At 64.8% G+C, this 15,146-nt stretch carries 13 protein-coding genes; 5 read left to right on the top strand and 8 right to left on the bottom strand.

Annotation, left to right across the window (positions count from 1 at the left end):
* The 5 genes from QZZ02_RS06125 to chpT form a co-directional block, all read right to left on the bottom strand.
* Positions 1-1,185: a chemotaxis response regulator protein-glutamate methylesterase gene (locus tag QZZ02_RS06125; RefSeq protein ID WP_291843049.1), complete on the bottom strand. Its 1,185-nt coding sequence runs from the start codon at positions 1,183-1,185 to the stop codon at positions 1-3.
* A gap of 11 nt (positions 1,186-1,196) precedes the next feature.
* Entirely contained in the window at positions 1,197-1,571 is a 375-nt protein-coding gene (locus QZZ02_RS06120) for a response regulator (RefSeq protein WP_291843048.1), read from the bottom strand.
* Positions 1,572-1,585: 14 nt separating this feature from the next.
* Positions 1,586-2,071 carry a chemotaxis protein CheW gene (locus QZZ02_RS06115; RefSeq protein ID WP_291843046.1) on the bottom strand — a complete coding sequence of 162 codons (486 nt, stop codon included), beginning with the start codon at positions 2,069-2,071 and terminating at the stop codon, positions 1,586-1,588.
* A complete protein-coding gene (locus QZZ02_RS06110; RefSeq protein WP_291843045.1) occupies positions 2,068-4,842 on the bottom strand; it encodes a chemotaxis protein CheA in 2,775 nt (924 codons plus the stop codon). Before QZZ02_RS06110 ends, QZZ02_RS06115 begins: the two co-directional genes overlap by 4 nt.
* A gap of 130 nt (positions 4,843-4,972) precedes the next feature.
* Positions 4,973-5,644, bottom strand: a complete 672-nt coding sequence (chpT, locus tag QZZ02_RS06105) for a histidine phosphotransferase ChpT (RefSeq protein WP_291843044.1) — start codon at positions 5,642-5,644, stop codon at positions 4,973-4,975.
* A 245-nt stretch (positions 5,645-5,889) separates the two neighbouring features.
* Between chpT and QZZ02_RS06100 the strand changes: the two genes are divergently transcribed.
* From QZZ02_RS06100 to arsB, 4 genes are all read left to right on the top strand, one after another.
* A complete protein-coding gene (locus QZZ02_RS06100; protein WP_291843043.1) occupies positions 5,890-7,347 on the top strand; it encodes a M23 family metallopeptidase in 1,458 nt (485 codons plus the stop codon).
* A 203-nt stretch (positions 7,348-7,550) separates the two neighbouring features.
* On the top strand, positions 7,551-7,991 hold the full coding sequence (locus tag QZZ02_RS06095; RefSeq protein ID WP_291843042.1) for a glyoxalase superfamily protein: 441 nt from the start codon (positions 7,551-7,553) through the stop codon (positions 7,989-7,991).
* Between the two features lie 81 nt (positions 7,992-8,072).
* Positions 8,073-8,564: an arsenate reductase ArsC gene (locus QZZ02_RS06090; protein WP_291843041.1), complete on the top strand. Its 492-nt coding sequence runs from the start codon at positions 8,073-8,075 to the stop codon at positions 8,562-8,564.
* On the top strand, positions 8,561-9,643 hold the full coding sequence (arsB, locus tag QZZ02_RS06085; RefSeq protein ID WP_291843039.1) for an ACR3 family arsenite efflux transporter: 1,083 nt from the start codon (positions 8,561-8,563) through the stop codon (positions 9,641-9,643). Before QZZ02_RS06090 ends, arsB begins: the two co-directional genes overlap by 4 nt.
* A 57-nt stretch (positions 9,644-9,700) precedes the next feature.
* Here the strand turns inward: arsB and clpB are convergent, their stop codons facing one another.
* Entirely contained in the window at positions 9,701-12,307 is a 2,607-nt protein-coding gene (gene clpB / locus QZZ02_RS06080) for an ATP-dependent chaperone ClpB (protein ID WP_291843038.1), read from the bottom strand.
* Positions 12,308-12,475: 168 nt separating this feature from the next.
* Between clpB and QZZ02_RS06075 the strand changes: the two genes are divergently transcribed.
* The gene (locus QZZ02_RS06075) at positions 12,476-13,231 is read left to right on the top strand and encodes an MOSC domain-containing protein (protein WP_291843037.1); all 756 of its coding nucleotides are present in this window, start codon (positions 12,476-12,478) and stop codon (positions 13,229-13,231) included.
* On the opposite strand, the gene QZZ02_RS06070 is transcribed toward QZZ02_RS06075, so the two are convergent.
* Together QZZ02_RS06070 and prmC are read right to left on the bottom strand one after the other, a co-directional pair.
* Positions 13,228-13,986 (bottom strand): DUF4167 domain-containing protein, encoded by a 759-nt coding sequence (locus tag QZZ02_RS06070; RefSeq protein ID WP_291843036.1) that lies wholly within the window; start codon positions 13,984-13,986, stop codon positions 13,228-13,230. The genes QZZ02_RS06075 and QZZ02_RS06070 overlap by 4 nt on opposite strands.
* 226 nt (positions 13,987-14,212) lie before the next feature.
* On the bottom strand, positions 14,213-15,145 hold the full coding sequence (gene prmC, locus QZZ02_RS06065; RefSeq protein WP_291843035.1) for a peptide chain release factor N(5)-glutamine methyltransferase: 933 nt from the start codon (positions 15,143-15,145) through the stop codon (positions 14,213-14,215).
* Position 15,146: the final 1 nt, after the last annotated feature.

Below are 15,146 nucleotides of genomic sequence, written 5' to 3'. Positions count from 1 at the left end.
TTACAGTCCACCTTTCGCGCGCCGGACAATGCCCGGCCCCATGTCCGCGAGGGACAGGATCTCATCGGCCAGGCCCGCTTCTGCGACGGCTCCCGGCATGCCCCAGACAACACTGGTTGCTTCGTCCTGGGCGAGGATCGTGCCGCCGGCATTGCGCAACATGCGCGCGCCTTCGCGGCCGTCATGGCCCATCCCCGTGAGAATGATCCCCAGCGCTGCACCACGCGTCACCTCGGCGACGGACTGGAACAGGGGATCAACAGCCGGACGACAGAAATTGATCGGCGGCGTCTGATCGAGCACCGCGTAGTAGCCGGCAGCATCCTTGCGCACCGTCATGTGGAAATCACCCGGGGCGACATAGACGCAGCCCGGCTTCAGGCGCTCATTGTCTTCGGCTTCCTTGCACACCAGCCGGCCGGCCTTTGTCAGGTGTTCGGCGAGGATTTTGGTGAACAGGGCCGGCATGTGCTGGGCGATCACGATGGGGGAACGCACATCGGCCGGGATCGAGGCGATGACATCGCGCAGGGCCTGCGGTCCGCCGGTAGACGAACCGATGGCAATGATTTCCGGGCGCCCGGTATGACGCGGGGTCCCGCCACGGTTCATGGGCGGCTGGGCAATCGGCGCGTGCATTTTCCGCGCCGGTGCAGAGGCCGGCGGCGGTGATGCCGTGGAGCGCGCAATCGGAGCCCCGGGCGCGGCCGGCGCCGGAATCTCGCGTTGTGTCGGGACCGGCGGAATCGGGCGCGGTGCCAGGGCCTTCAGCTTGGACAGCAGATCGCGGCGGAATTCCTCGGCACCCGCCAGGCGACCGGCCTGTGGCTTGGAGGCATAGTCGGCCGCACCCATGGACAGGGCCCGGATCGTCACTTCACCACCGCGGCGCGTCAGCGTCGACGCCATAACGACCTTGCAGCCCGGAACAGCCTTGAGCAGAAGCGGCAGGGCAGCGAGCCCGTCCATCTTCGGCATCTCGACATCGAGGACAATCAGGTCGGGCTTGAGTTCGGTGGCCTTGCGCAGCCCCTGCTCACCGTCAACGGCAGCACCGACCAGCGTCAGGTCGGTATCTTCTTCAACCCAGCGGGTCATGAGACCCCGGGCAACAGCCGAATCGTCGATCACGAGGACCCGGGCGATGGAATGGGCGGGAGACGCCGTAGGGGCGAGTTCCGTCATAGGAAACTCCCTCAAGAGGCGCGCAGCAAACCCGTTTGCTGGAACTTGGATTCGATGATGTCACCATCGAAGGGCTTCATGACATATTCGTCCGCGCCGGCCCGCAGGGCTTCGGTGATGTGCGCCATGTCATTCTCGGTCGTGCAGAAAACGACGATCGGACGATCCCCGGTTTCTTCGCGACGCAAGGCCTTGACGAAATCGAGCCCGTTCATGACCGGCATGTTCCAGTCGAGAAGGATCGCATCCGGCATCTGCTGGCGGCAGGCTTCCAGGGCTTCCGACCCATCACCGGCCTCGCGGCATTCAAAATCAAGCTCTTCAAGTATTTTGCGGGCGACTTTCCGGATCACCCGGGAGTCGTCAACGACCAGACACGTTTTCATCCCAACACCCTCCGCTAGGCTGCCTCTGCCTTGGAACCGGCCGATCCGATTACGGCCGAGACATCGAGTACAGCGAGCAATTCTTTTTCAAGCCTGTGCACACCCTTGACCATCGCACGCCATTTTGCGTCGACATGGGCGGGCACCGGTTCCAGCTCCGCCCTCGGGCGACGAAGCACTTCACCGACACTGTCCACGATAAGTCCAAAAATTTCGCTACCACGCTCAACACCCAGTGCCATTCCGGCATCATTGGCGTCACGCGGCGGCAAACCGAGGCGGCGGCGCGCGTCGATCGCAGTCACGATCCGGCCACGCAGGTTCAGCAAGCCGGCCACCTCGCTGGGAGCGAGCGGTACCGACGTTACCGATTGTGGCGCGAACACTTCGCGGATCGCGTCGACCGGGGCCCCGAAGAGCTGGTCACCGATCCGGACCGAGACGTATTCATTCATCGACTCGGCGCTGAGTTCAGAATTGTCACCGTGATGCGTGGTCATGCCACCTTCTCCTCTTGAGACACCGAGTCGAGTGCGGCGATCAGGGCGCCACGATCCGACCTCGGCAGCACAGCCGTCAGGCCTTCGGCCTGCGTATCTTCCGGCCAATCGGTCACGGCCAGCGTCGGCAGGTCCGGCCACAGGCCTTCCTGGCGGATCCGCGACAGCGCGCTGGGATCACCGACCATGGCATCGAATTTCTCGCCGGCCTCGGCGATGGCGTGCACTTCATGCATGCCACCAGTCGGCGTGACGTCGTAGCCGGCAGCGGCCAGCAGCGGAGCGATCATGCGGCGCGCAAAGGCGTCGGCATCGACCAGCAGGATGCGGCGGCGGCGATTGGAGGCACGGCGCTGGATGTTTCCGGCGCGCGACTGGTCGAGATACCAGGCGATATCAACCACATCGGTCGCCTTGCCCTTGATGATCGCAGACCCGATCACGCCCGGCCGGTCCGAAGACATCTGCATGTCGACCCGCTCTTCGACGACATCCACGATCTCGTCGACAGCGAGGCCGATCGAGGTGTGGTTCTCGGCGAAGACCAGGACAGGCTGGCGCTGGCCTTCGGTGGTGCGGATCTCGGATCCGATCGGCACGATCGGCATCAGGCGGCCACGATACTGGACCACGAGGCGACCATTTGTGCTCTCGATGGCTTTCGGATCGAATTCTTCCAGGCGGGTGACCAGGGCCAGCGGCACGGCCTTCGGCTCGGACCCACCCGCGCGGACCAAGAGAAGACGCTGTGTATTCGCCATTTCTGCCGCCTTTGCCGCTCCGGCTTCGAGCGTTGCCTCGTCTTCCATCGCGGTGACGATTTCGCCGGCCAGTCCATTCGGGTCGAGGATCATGATGACCGAGCCATCGCCGAGAATAGTGGCACCGGAATAGGCGTGCACGCCGCGCAGGGAGTCCGACAGCGGCTTGACGACGATTTCCTCGGTGTCGAGGACATTGTCGACGACCAGGCCGACATTGCGGCCACCGGCATCAAGGACAACCACAAAGCCGGTCTCGTCGGAGGCGCCGTTATAGGCTTCGCCGACACCCAGGACATCATGCAGGTCGACCAGCGGCATCAGCCGGTCACGCAGACGCATGACACGGGCGCCGTTGAGATTTTCCACCGTATGATCCGAACCTGCACCGACCCGCACAAGTTCGCGAACAGCGAGCTGCGGGATGGCGAAACGCTGCTCGTCACATCCGATGATGAGTGCGGAGACAATCGCCAGGGTGAGCGGGATCTTGATCGAGAAGTTCGAACCCTTGCCGGCGGCCGAGGTGACGTCGATGACACCGCCGATCTGCTCGATATTGGTGCGCACCACATCCATGCCGACACCGCGGCCGGACAGGTTGGTGACTTTCTCGGCGGTCGAGAAACCCGGCGCGAAGATAAAGCGGTGGATCTGCTGATCCGTCATGCGCGCCAGCTCGTCATGCGTGGTCAGGCCCTTTTCCAGGGCCTTTTCGCCGATGCGCTTGGTGTTGAGACCCATGCCATCATCGGAGATCGCGATGATGATGTGGCCACCTTCATGATAGGCCGAAAGCTTGATCGTGCCCTTTTCCGGCTTGCCCGCCTTGAGGCGGTCGGCCGGCATTTCCAGGCCATGGTCAGCGGAGTTGCGGACCATGTGGGTAAGCGGGTCCTTGATCAGTTCGAGAACCTGGCGGTCGAGCTCGGTCTCATTGCCGTCCATCACCAGTTCGATCTTCTTGCCGAGATCGGTGGAGACGTCGCGAATGATACGCGGCAGTTTGCGCCAGGCATCGCCAATCGGCTGCATGCGGGTCTTCATGACACCGTCCTGCAGCTCGCCGGTCACCGCAGACAGACGCTGCAGCGGGCCCTTGAGATCATCATCTTCCAGACCGCGCACGGTCTGCATGAGCTGGTTCCGGGTCAGAACGAGTTCCGACACCGTGGTCATCAGGGCTTCGAGCACATCGACGCCGACACGCACGGTCGCCATGACCTTGACGCCGCCCTCGCCGATGATGTGGTCGTCGCCGGCCTTGAGCTCCGCCATGGCGGTATGCAGGGCTTCCTCGTGACTCATGTCCTTGGAAATCAGCTCAGCGACCGCAGGCGCCAGCTCGACTTCCGGATCTGCGCTGGCAAAAGCGGCCTCGAGCTCGGCAGCAGACACCTCACCCGGGCGCAGCTCGCGGCCCAGGTCAGGATCGAAGTCACCGACGCCGAGATGCTCGACCGGTGCGGCCTCGGCAGCCGCAATTTCGGGCACGTCGACTTCCGGGTCGGCACTGTTGAAAGCCGCTTCCAGATCGGCCAGCGAGACTTCGCCGGGGCGCAATTCGCGGCCAAGATCGGCATCCCAGTTTTCCGGCTGCTGCTGGACTTGCTCGCCAGCCTGCTCCGGCAGACGGCCCATGGCCGCGTCTTCAAGGAGGCCGATCAGCTCGGCATCGTCGCCGGCGGGTTCAACACCACTGTGTTCGAGTGATTCAAGCACGACCTTGATCTGGTCGATCGCCCGCAGGACCAGGGTGACCATCGGCGGCGAAACGCTCAGCTCGCCATCGCGGAACTTGCCCAGCAGGGTCTCGCCGGCATGTGCCACCGCTTCAAGTCGCGGCAATCCGAGGAAGCCGCAAGTCCCCTTGATGGTGTGCAAAAGGCGGAAAATATTGTCGAGGATCGCCCGGTCTTCCGGATTATTCTCGAAGCGCACCAGTTCAGAATCAATGACATCCAGGCTTTCGCCCGTTTCGGTCAGGAATTCGCTGATGAGATCATCCATGGCATGCCCCGTACGGTTCTGATTCAACCGCAATCTGACAGGCCTTGGTTAACGGACTCTTGGCCGGAACGCGTCTGGGGCAGACAAATCGCTCATACGATATGAGACTCGGCTTCCGGCCTTGGTCAGGCTAGCCGATCATGCCTTCCGGCGGCTTTACCAGGGCAATGAATTCAACCCGGTTCTCGCCCGCCTGAGCGCTGACACGGCCGCCATTGGTGCGCGCAATCAGCCCGGTGTAATAGGGCTGGATGGAACGACCGTCATAGCCGTTCTCCGGGGCGACAGCCTCGAGGGCTTTGGCCGTACCGTCTTCCAGACGCGCCCGCGGTCCGTCCGAAATCACGCGCAGGCGCGCGCCACCCGCGGCCGCCGCGGCCTCGACCGTGACCGTGCCGCCGCGCGGAGCGGCATCAACACCGAGCAGGCACATGTTGAGCAACAGACGCGCGGCCTGTTTGTCCAGCCCGGTCTCCTCGACCTTCCAGACAATCTGCGGCTTGACGGCCGAGAACATGGCCTCGGTCAGGCGCTGCAGTTCGCGGCAATCGAGTATGCCCGGAGCCGACCCGCCGGCACCAAAGGCAAGGCGACAGAATTCCAGCTTGGCCTGGGCCTGGCGCGAGCTCTCGCGGACCAGGTCCATGGCGTCATCATGCATGTCCGTCGAGTCCGGATCATCGAACACGCTCAGGGCGGCGCCGAGCGCGGAAACCGGGCTGACGAGATCATGACATAGCCGTGCGCAAAGCAGGGCGGCGAGTTGGTCGGCCGGGATTTCGGCGGGAAGAGCATCTTGCATGCGATTTTCCATACACGATTCTTGCGCACCGGTGAGGGTTTTCGCACCGTGACTGTGATCCCGGTCGCGGAAAGGTCTTGGCAACCGGTTCAGTCCAAGACATGATTCGTTCCCGGCTGTGGGGACAGGTTTTGCGTTGGGTTCGGGGACAGGCTCCAGACCGGTGCGAGACTTGCTTGATGAACCAGACACGCCGCATCCCCATGGGAATTCGTGTCGTTTGAGCAGACCGGAGTTTTGGGCAAGTGTCAGAGTTTGACGTCACCCGCGCGGACACGCGTCGCACGCGCGGCCTCGTAGCTTTCGCCAGCCTGGCGCTTTCCGCCGGGCTCCTCGCGGCCTTGATGCTGGGCGGTGAACCGCGCAGCGAAGCTGCCAACGGCGAAGCGATGAGCGTGGCGATGGCCGCACCGACCGATCCGGCCGGTATCGTCCCGATTCAGGACGTGGAAATCGAAACCGCGCCGCGCCGCCTCAGCGCCGCAGACCTGGTGCGCGTCAATGACGCCGCCTTCACCCAATGCCGGACCTGCGCCACCCATATCCAGGCCGAACGCACCGTTCCGCGCGGCGGCACCATGGCGGGCCTGCTGGACGATGCCGGCGTCGACCGTGTCGAGGCCGCCCGCGCGATTGCCGCGCTCGGTACCGTGTTCGACCTGCGCTATCTGCGCGCCGGCGAGCGCATCAACCTGTATTTCGGAACCGACACCCCGGCCGATGGTGGTGAGGCGGTCACCCGTTTCGATGGCCTCTCCTTCCGGCCCGACGTCGAGCGCTCGATCACCGTCGCGCGGACCTTCAACGACACCTTCCGCGCCCGCGAGACCATCGCCGAATTCGATCGCGAAATGGTCCGCGCCTCGGGCTCCATCACCGCCTCGCTCTATGTTGACGCCCTGGCCGCCGGTGCCACCGACCGGGTGGTTGTCGAACTGGCCGGCGTGCTCGCCTACGCCATCGACTTCCAGCGCTCGATCCAGCCGGGTGATGAATTCGACATCCTGTTCGAACGCTTCGTCGACGAAGAAGGCAATACCGCGCGCACCGGCGACATCCTCTACGCGATGTATGATGGTCGCGGCGATGCGAAGGAATTCTTCCGCTACGAAACCGAGGACGGAATTGTCGGCTATTACAGCCCGGAAGGCGCCAGCGCCCAGCGCCTGCTGATGCTCACCCCGGTCAACGGGGCCCGCCTGTCCTCATCCTTCTCGACCGCACGCCGCCACCCGATTCTGGGCTATACGCGCCGCCACAACGGCACGGATTTCGCGGCCCCGCGTGGCACGCCGGTCATGGCCGCCGGCAATGGTGTCGTTGAACGGGCCGACCGTTTCGGGTCGTTTGGCAATTATGTCCGCATCCGTCACGCCAATGGCTATCAGACCGCCTATGCCCACCTCAATGGCTTCGCCCGTGGTATCCGCGCCGGCAGCCGGGTCACCCAGGGCCAGGTCATCGCCTATGTCGGCACGACCGGTCGCTCGACCGGCCCGCACCTGCATTATGAAGTCCACCACAATGGGACGCCGCGCAATCCGATGACGCTGGACCTGCCCACGGGTCGCCAGCTGTCGACCGCTGAAATCCCGCTCTTTGAAGCCGAGCGCGACCGCATCATCGCCATCCGCGATGCGGCCCGCCCGGCCTCCGAAGACGAGACGCCACTGGTCGCCGATGCGGGGAATGGCGCACAGTAGGCGCCTCGCCCTGCCCCATTGACCGGCGCCCTCGCCGGGCCTATCTAGCGCGGCAGGCATGGAGATGCCCGCCGCTCGCAGGCTTCGGCCCTGGTGAAATCTCCCTTTGATCCGACATTTCCCTCATCGTCATTGCGACATGCGGCGGGATGGCAAGGCGAGCCCCATCACTTGATCCGCATGCCAAGACGAAAGGGCATGTCATGACCCCGACCCAACCGCTTTCGCGCGACGCGCTGAAAGCCCAGGCCCGGCGCTTGCGAAAGGCGCTCGAGGCCGAAGGCAATTTCATCTCGCACAGCGAGGCGCTGGAATTGCTCGCCCACCAGCTGGGCTATCGCGACTGGAACACCTTGAGTGCGGCAGCCGGCAACCGGCCTGACACGCCGCTCACCGTCGGCGGGCGTGTCTCCGGTCGCTATCTCGGCCAGGCCTTTCAGGCCGAGATCATCGGTCTGGCCTCCATCGCCGGCGGCACCGGAGGCTGGCGGGTTTCACTCGCCCTCGACGAAGCCGTCGATGTCGTGAAGTTCGACAGCTTCTCGGCCTTCCGCCAACGCATCAGCGGCACGGTCGGACGCGATGGCCGATCCGTGGCCCATACATCCGACGGCACGCCGCACTTGCAGCTATCGCTTCGGTGATCTGCGAAACGAAACGGCGTTGATCTAAACCCGGACAGCCTCTACGACCCCGCCTGATCGATATCCTTGAGGCGGGGTCGCATGCTGACAATCCTGGTTTTGTGCACCGGCAACTCGGCGCGATCCATTCTCGCCGAAGCGCTGATCAATGCCCGCGGTGACGGCCGCATGCGCGCCGTATCGGCCGGCTCGGCACCGACCGGAACGCCCAATCCGCTCGCCCTGCAGACCCTCGCCGCGCATGGCCTGCCCACAAGCGGCTACCGCTCGAAAAGCTGGGACGAGTTTGCTGCACCCGGCGCGCCCGAACTCGACGCGGTGATCACGGTCTGCGACAGCGCGGCGGCAGAAGCCTGCCCGGTCTGGCCCGGCGCCCCGGTCAGGGCCCATTGGGGCCTGCCCGACCCGGCCGCGATTGCCGATCCGGAAGCCGCGCGCCAGGCTTTCAATGATACCTTCCTCGAGCTTGAGGCGCGGATCGTCGCCCTGCTCGATGTCTTGGGCGGCGATGACCGCGCAGCCCTGCAATCCGCCCTCGACCAGATCAAGCCCCGGTTCGGATCCTCCACATGACCTCTTCCAGTCCCGATGCATCCACCCCGCCCGCCATCGGCGGGATCGGCTTTTTCGAAAAATGGCTGTCTGTCTGGGTCGGCATGGGCATGGCTGCGGGCGTCGCGCTCGGCGTGATCATGCCCGGCGCCTTTGCCTGGCTGGCCGGCTTCGAAATCGCCTCGGTCAATCTCGCCATTGCGGTGCTGATCTGGGCCATGGTCTGGCCGATGATGATCCAGATCGACTTTGCCTCGCTGGCCCATGTCGGCGAACGGCCCAAGGGTCTGATCATCACCCTTGTCACCAACTGGCTGGTCAAGCCCTTCTCGATGGCGCTGCTGGGTGTGCTCTTTTTCGAGCATGTCTTTGCCGGCTGGCTGCAGCCCGAGGACGCGCAGCAATACCTGGCCGGCGTGATCATACTGGGCGCCGCGCCGTGCACGGCCATGGTCTTCGTCTGGTCCCAGCTGACCCGGGGTGACGCCATTTACACCCTCGTCCAGGTCGCCGCGAACGACCTCATCATGGTGGTTGCCTTTGCGCCCATCGTCGCCCTGCTGCTGGGCGTGACCGACATCACCGTGCCCTGGGACACGCTCCTGCTTTCGGTGGGCCTCTATGTCGTCATCCCGCTGATCGCCGGCTGGCTGGCCCGCAAGGCGCTGTCGCGAGGCAAGTCGGCCGAGGCGGCGGACAAGGCCGTCGGCGATTTCACGGCGGCCATCAAGCCCGCCTCGATCATCGGCCTGATCGGCACGGTCATCATCCTGTTCGGCTTCCAGGGCGAGACCATCCTGACCCGGCCGGTCACGATCGCCATCATCGCCGCGCCGCTCCTTATCCAGTCCTACGGGATTTTCGTGATCGCCTATGGCGCCGCCTGGCTGTGGAAGGCGCCCTTCAACATCGCCGCCCCCTGCGCCCTCATTGGCACCTCGAACTTCTTCGAACTGGCCGTCGCGGTCGCGATCAGCCTGTTCGGCCTCAATTCCGGCGCCGCCCTGGCGACCGTGGTCGGCGTGCTGGTGGAAGTCCCCGTGATGCTGTCCCTGGTGGCCTTTGCCAACCGAACGCAGGGCTGGTTTGCGGGGCGTTGAGCAAAACGGGGACAGGTGGAATTAACGCGCGGCGTTAATTCCACCTGTCCCCAAGCTTTAGTTCACCGCTTCCGGCTTCGGCGCCTTCACGCCGACCGCGACACCATTCACCGTCAGCACGCCGGCTTCGGTGGAGACCTGGATGGCGTCACCATCCTTGATGCCGCCTTCCAGCAGGAGACGGGCCAGCGGATCCTGGAGCTCCTTCTGGATGACGCGCTTCAGGGGACGCGCGCCATAGGCCGGATCATAGCCCTTGGCGGCCAGCCAGCTTCGGGCACCGGCATCGATCGCGATCGTCATGCGACGGTCTTCCAGCAGGCGCTGGAGATAGCCCAGCTGGATGTCGACGATGGCGCCCATATGGGCCTCGGCCAGTTTGCGGAAGAGGATGATCTCGTCGATCCGGTTGAGGAATTCCGGCCGGAAATGACCGCGCACGACCGCCATCACACTGTCCCGCGCCTCCTCGACATCGTCGACGAGTTGCAAGTGTTCAGACCCCAGATTGGACGTCATGATGATGATCGTGTTGCGGAAATCGACGGTTCGGCCCTGCCCGTCTGTCAGCCGGCCATCATCGAGGACCTGCAGCAGCACGTTGAACACGTCCGGATGCGCCTTCTCGATCTCGTCCAGCAGGACAACCTGGTAGGGGCGCCGGCGCACGGCTTCAGTCAGGGCACCGCCTTCCTCATAGCCAACATAGCCCGGCGGCGCGCCGATCATGCGGGCGACCGAGTGTTTCTCCATGTATTCCGACATGTCGAGGCGCGAGACCGCGGTCTCGTCGTCGAACAGGAATTCGGCGAGCGCCTTGGTCAGCTCGGTCTTGCCGACCCCGGTCGGGCCAAGGAAAAGGAAGGAGCCGATCGGACGGGCCGGATCCTTCAAACCTGCTCGGGCCCGGCGCACGGCGTCGGAGACGGCTTCCAGCGCCGGGTCCTGGCCGATCACGCGGCCGCGCAACGCGTCTTCCATGCGCAGGAGCTTGTCGCGCTCGCCTTCGAGCATCTTGTCGACCGGCACACCGGTCCAGCGCGAGACGATCTGGGCGATCTGTTCGTCATCGACGACTTCCTGCATCGTGGTCCCGTTATCACCCTCGGCCTCGGCCGCGGCGAGCTTGCGTTCGAGATCCGGCAGCTGGCCGTACTTGATCTCCGAGGCCCGGCCCAGATCACCGCGCCGTTCGGCGTCAGCGAGTTCCGAGCGTGCCCGGTCGATGGCTTCCTTGAAGGTTGTTGCCGAGGCGAGCTTGTCTTTCTCGGCCCGCCAGGCGGCCGTCAGTTCGGCCGACCGTGACTCAAGCTCGGCGACCTCCTTTGAGATCGTCGCCAGTCGGTCCTTGGACGCGTCATCGGCTTCCTTCTTGAGCGCCTCCGCCTCGATCTTGAGCTGGATGGCGCGGCGGTCGATCTCGTCGAGCTCCTCCGGCTTGCTGTCGATCTGCATGCGCAGACGGGCCGAGGCCTCGTCCATCAGGTCGATCGCCTTGTCGGGCAGGAAACGGTCGGTGATGTAGCGATTGGAGAGATTGGCCGCAGCAACAATCGCGCTGTCCGCGATGCGCACGCCATGGTGCACCTCGTATTTTTCCTTCAGCCCGCGCAGGATGGAAACCGTATCGGCGACCGTCGGTTCTTCCACCATGACCGGCTGGAAGCGCCGCGCCAGGGCGGCGTCCTTTTCGACATGCTTGCGGTATTCATCCAGCGTGGTGGCACCGACGCAGTGCAGCTCGCCGCGCGCCAGGGCCGGCTTCAAAAGGTTGGACGCATCCATCGCCCCATCGGTCTTGCCGGCGCCGACAAGCGTGTGCATCTCGTCGATGAAGAGGATGATCTGGCCATTGGCGCTTTCCACATCGGAAAGCACGGCCTTCAGACGTTCCTCGAATTCACCGCGATACTTCGCACCGGCGATCAGCGAGCCCATGTCCAGCGCAAGAAGGCGTTTCTCCTTCAGGCTTTCCGGCACATCGCCATTGACGATGCGCAGGGCGAGACCTTCAGCGATCGCGGTCTTGCCGACGCCGGGCTCACCGATCAGCACGGGGTTGTTCTTGGTCCGGCGCGACAGGACCTGGATGGCACGACGGATTTCCTCATCGCGGCCGATCACCGGATCGAGCTTGCCCTCGCGCGCGACTTCCGTGAGATCGCGGGCGTATTTCTTCAGCGCCTCATAGCCCTCTTCCGCCGACTGGCTGTCGGCGGTCCGGCCCTGGCGCAGATCATTGATGGCGGTGTTGAGCCCCTGCGGCGTGACACCGGCGGCCTTGAGTATGTCGTGTGCCTTCGAGCCACTGGCCAGCGAGATCGCCTGCAGGATGCGCTCGGCGGTGACATACTGGTCACCGGCCTTCTTGGACGCGTCCTCGGCGGCGCCGAACAGCTTGGCGGTTTCGGGCGCGAGATAGAGCTTGGCTTCGCCGCCCTCGACCTTGGGGATCGCGGCCAGGGCCTGGTCGACTCCGTCCTGCACCTGGCGGGCCCGGCCGCCGGCAGCCTTGATGAGATTACCGGCCAGACCGGCATTATCGTCCATCAGCGCCTTGAGCACGTGGACGGGCGTGAATTGCTGATGGCTTGATTTAAGCGCCAGGCCCTGTGCGGCCTGGATGATGGACCGCGCGCGGTCTGTATAGTTCTCGAATTCCATGTCGATCCCCCGGATAAGGCGAGATAGGTTGCGCTCCGCCGCCTTGATCAAGCGCGGCCTGATCGCGTGTCAGACCGCATGTAGGTGTTGCATATGCACCACACAAGGGGCCGGTCCGCGACATTCTGACCCCGGTTTCGAGCGGAACCCACGGAGCGACTCAATCCCATGCCGCAGCTTACAGCCATCACGCGTTTTCCCGTCAAAGGACTTGGTCCGGATTCGCTGACACATGTCGCCTTGCGCGCCTTCCACACCCTGCCGATGGACCGCGCCTTTGCCATCGAGAACGGACCCTCGCCCTTCGATGATGCGGCACCGGGCCATGTGAAGAAGAAGCATTTCCTGATGCTGGCCGGGCAGGCAGAACTGGCCCGTCTCACCTGTCGCTATTTGCCGGCCGAGCACACCTATTCAGTCAGTCTGGATGGCGCCGACCCGGTCACCATCGCGCTGGACAATCCGGCCACGCATGCACCGCTGTTCGATTGCCTGCGCGGCCTTCTGGGCGACGCCGCGCGCGAGCCGCTGCGGCTGGTCCACGCCCCCGGCCAGGCGATGACGGATATCCCGATGCCGCAGATCTCGCTGATCAATGCCGCCTCGGTGCGCGACCTCTCGGACCGGACCGGCCAGTCGCTCGACCCGGTTCGCTTTCGCGGCAATCTCCTGATCGACGGTCTGGCGCCCTGGGAAGAATTCGACCTGGTCGGCCAGGCGATCCGCATCGGCGGTGTCGCCTGCCGGGTTGAGAGCCGTATCCGGCGCTGCGTCGCAACCAGCGTCAATCCGGAAAGCGGCGCGCTCGATACCAATGTGCCCGCAGCGCTGTTCGAGCACTACGGGCACATGGATTGCGGTCTCTATCTGAGCGTCCTGGAAGATGGCGAGATCGCGCCGGGCGATCCGGTCAGCCTCGCCTAGGCGGCTTCGCTCTCCGGACCATCACCGCCGGTCTTGTCGGACCCGCCCTCATCGGCCTTGTCCGAGGCGGACTTGAGCGCGGCTTCGGCCGCGCGGGCGGCTTCCATCTCGGCCTTGGTCCGGCGCGGACGGCGGGTCCGGCGCCGCGGCTCTTCAGCCTCGTTGCCGGCCTCGTTCGGTGCGTCGGATGCTGTCTGTTCGGACGGCGCGTCACCTTGCGGGGTCACCACGCCGAGCGGATCGTCCTGGGTCTCGCGCTCACCATCACGCTCATTGGAGCGGTCATTGCGGCTGCGATTATTGCGGCTGCGGCGCGGCTCGCGGGCTTCGCCCTGCTCACGATCCCGGCGTTCGCGCGGCTGACGGTCACCGCGATCACCCCGGTCCTGGCGTTCACCGCGGTCCTGGCGCTCGCCGCGCTCCTGGCGCTCCTGGCCATTGCCATTACCGCCATAACTGCCCTGGAACTGATTGGCGTCCTCGTCATCATCCATGTTGTCGCCATTGTCGTCATCCTGGTTGGGATCACGCTTGGGCTGGTTCAGCTGGACAATGCGGAGATAGTGCTCGGCGTGCTGGAAGAGATTTTCCGCCCGCACGCGGTCACCGGCCAGCGACGCATCGCGCGCCAGCTGCATGTATTTGTCATAGATCTGGGACGCATTGCCACGGATCTTCACCTCGGGACCATTGCTCTCATAGCTACGGTTCGCGGAATTGCCGGGCTTACGTCCTCGACCACGTTGACGCTTCATATCGCCTAATCCTGTTCAACAGCGATGCATTCTTGCTTAGGGCTTTGCGGTGCATTCGCAGGTGCAAGCCTGTGCGCTGGTACTTGGGGATCCAAATGAATGACCGGATAATGGCAGGTGGCTCATCCGGCCGCGCGAGACCCCCGTACTGGCGCGATCCACCTGCCTTGGTCCGGACCCTAGACTGCGAGGCCGGTCATTCCAAGTCCTTTTAGCGGTCATCATCTCAACGCCGCCCGATGACCACGCGGTCAAGCCCGGCGAGGTCCGGCTTCACGGCGACACCAACCAGGCCGGCCTCGCGCGCCAGAGCGCTGACGGCCTCGCCCTGATCATGGCCGATCTCAAACGCAAACAGGCCGCCCGGCACCAGCAGGCGCGGCAGATCGGCGATGATGTCGCGATAGGCATCCAGCCCGTCTGCGCCGCCATCGAGCGCCAGGGCGGGTTCATGATCGCGCACTTCCGGCTCAAGCCCGGCCAGCACGTCAGATACGATATAGGGCGGGTTTGAGACCAGGATATCGACCGAGCCTCCGGCCAGCCCCGCCCCCCAGCGCCCACGCAGGAATCGGGCGCGATTCGCGAGACCGCAGCGCACGGCATTGCCGGTCGCGACCGCGAGGGCAGCGTCGGACAGGTCCACGCCAAGCCCCGTCCAGGCCGGGCGTTCCGACAGCAGCGCAAGCAGGATGGCGCCCGAGCCCGTTCCCAGGTCCACGAGCCGCGCCGCGCCGGAGCCGGTTTCCGCCAGCACCGCCTCGACGAGGGTCTCGGTGTCCGCGCGCGGGGTGAGAACGTCCGGTGTCACGGCCAGGTCGAGCGTCCAGAATGGCTGGCTGCCCAGGACTTGCGAGAGGGGCACACGTTGCAGGCGGCGCCAGGCCAGCGCGGCGACCGCCTCGGCCTGTTGCCAGGAAAACAGGGCCGGATCGGCCAAGGCCTGCGCCAGCGGCACAGGGGCGAGGACGTGGGAGATCAGGAACCGGGCCTCATCCGCCGCCTCGTCAATACCGGCCGCGAGCAGGCGTTCGATCAGGTCTGCGCGCAATTGCGCAAGCGACAAGCCCTGCCAGGCCTCGAGCAGCGGCTTGTGGTCGGCGGCGTCGAAACCGGACCGCGCAGCATCGACCAGCCTGTCGAAAGGGCCGGTCGCCATC

It is taken from the genome of Maricaulis sp. (genome assembly GCF_015665295.1).
Taxonomy (GTDB): Bacteria; Pseudomonadota; Alphaproteobacteria; order Caulobacterales; family Maricaulaceae; genus Maricaulis.
Note: the sequence above shows the minus strand (reverse complement) of the source record. Positions and strands in the feature narration are given on the sequence as shown.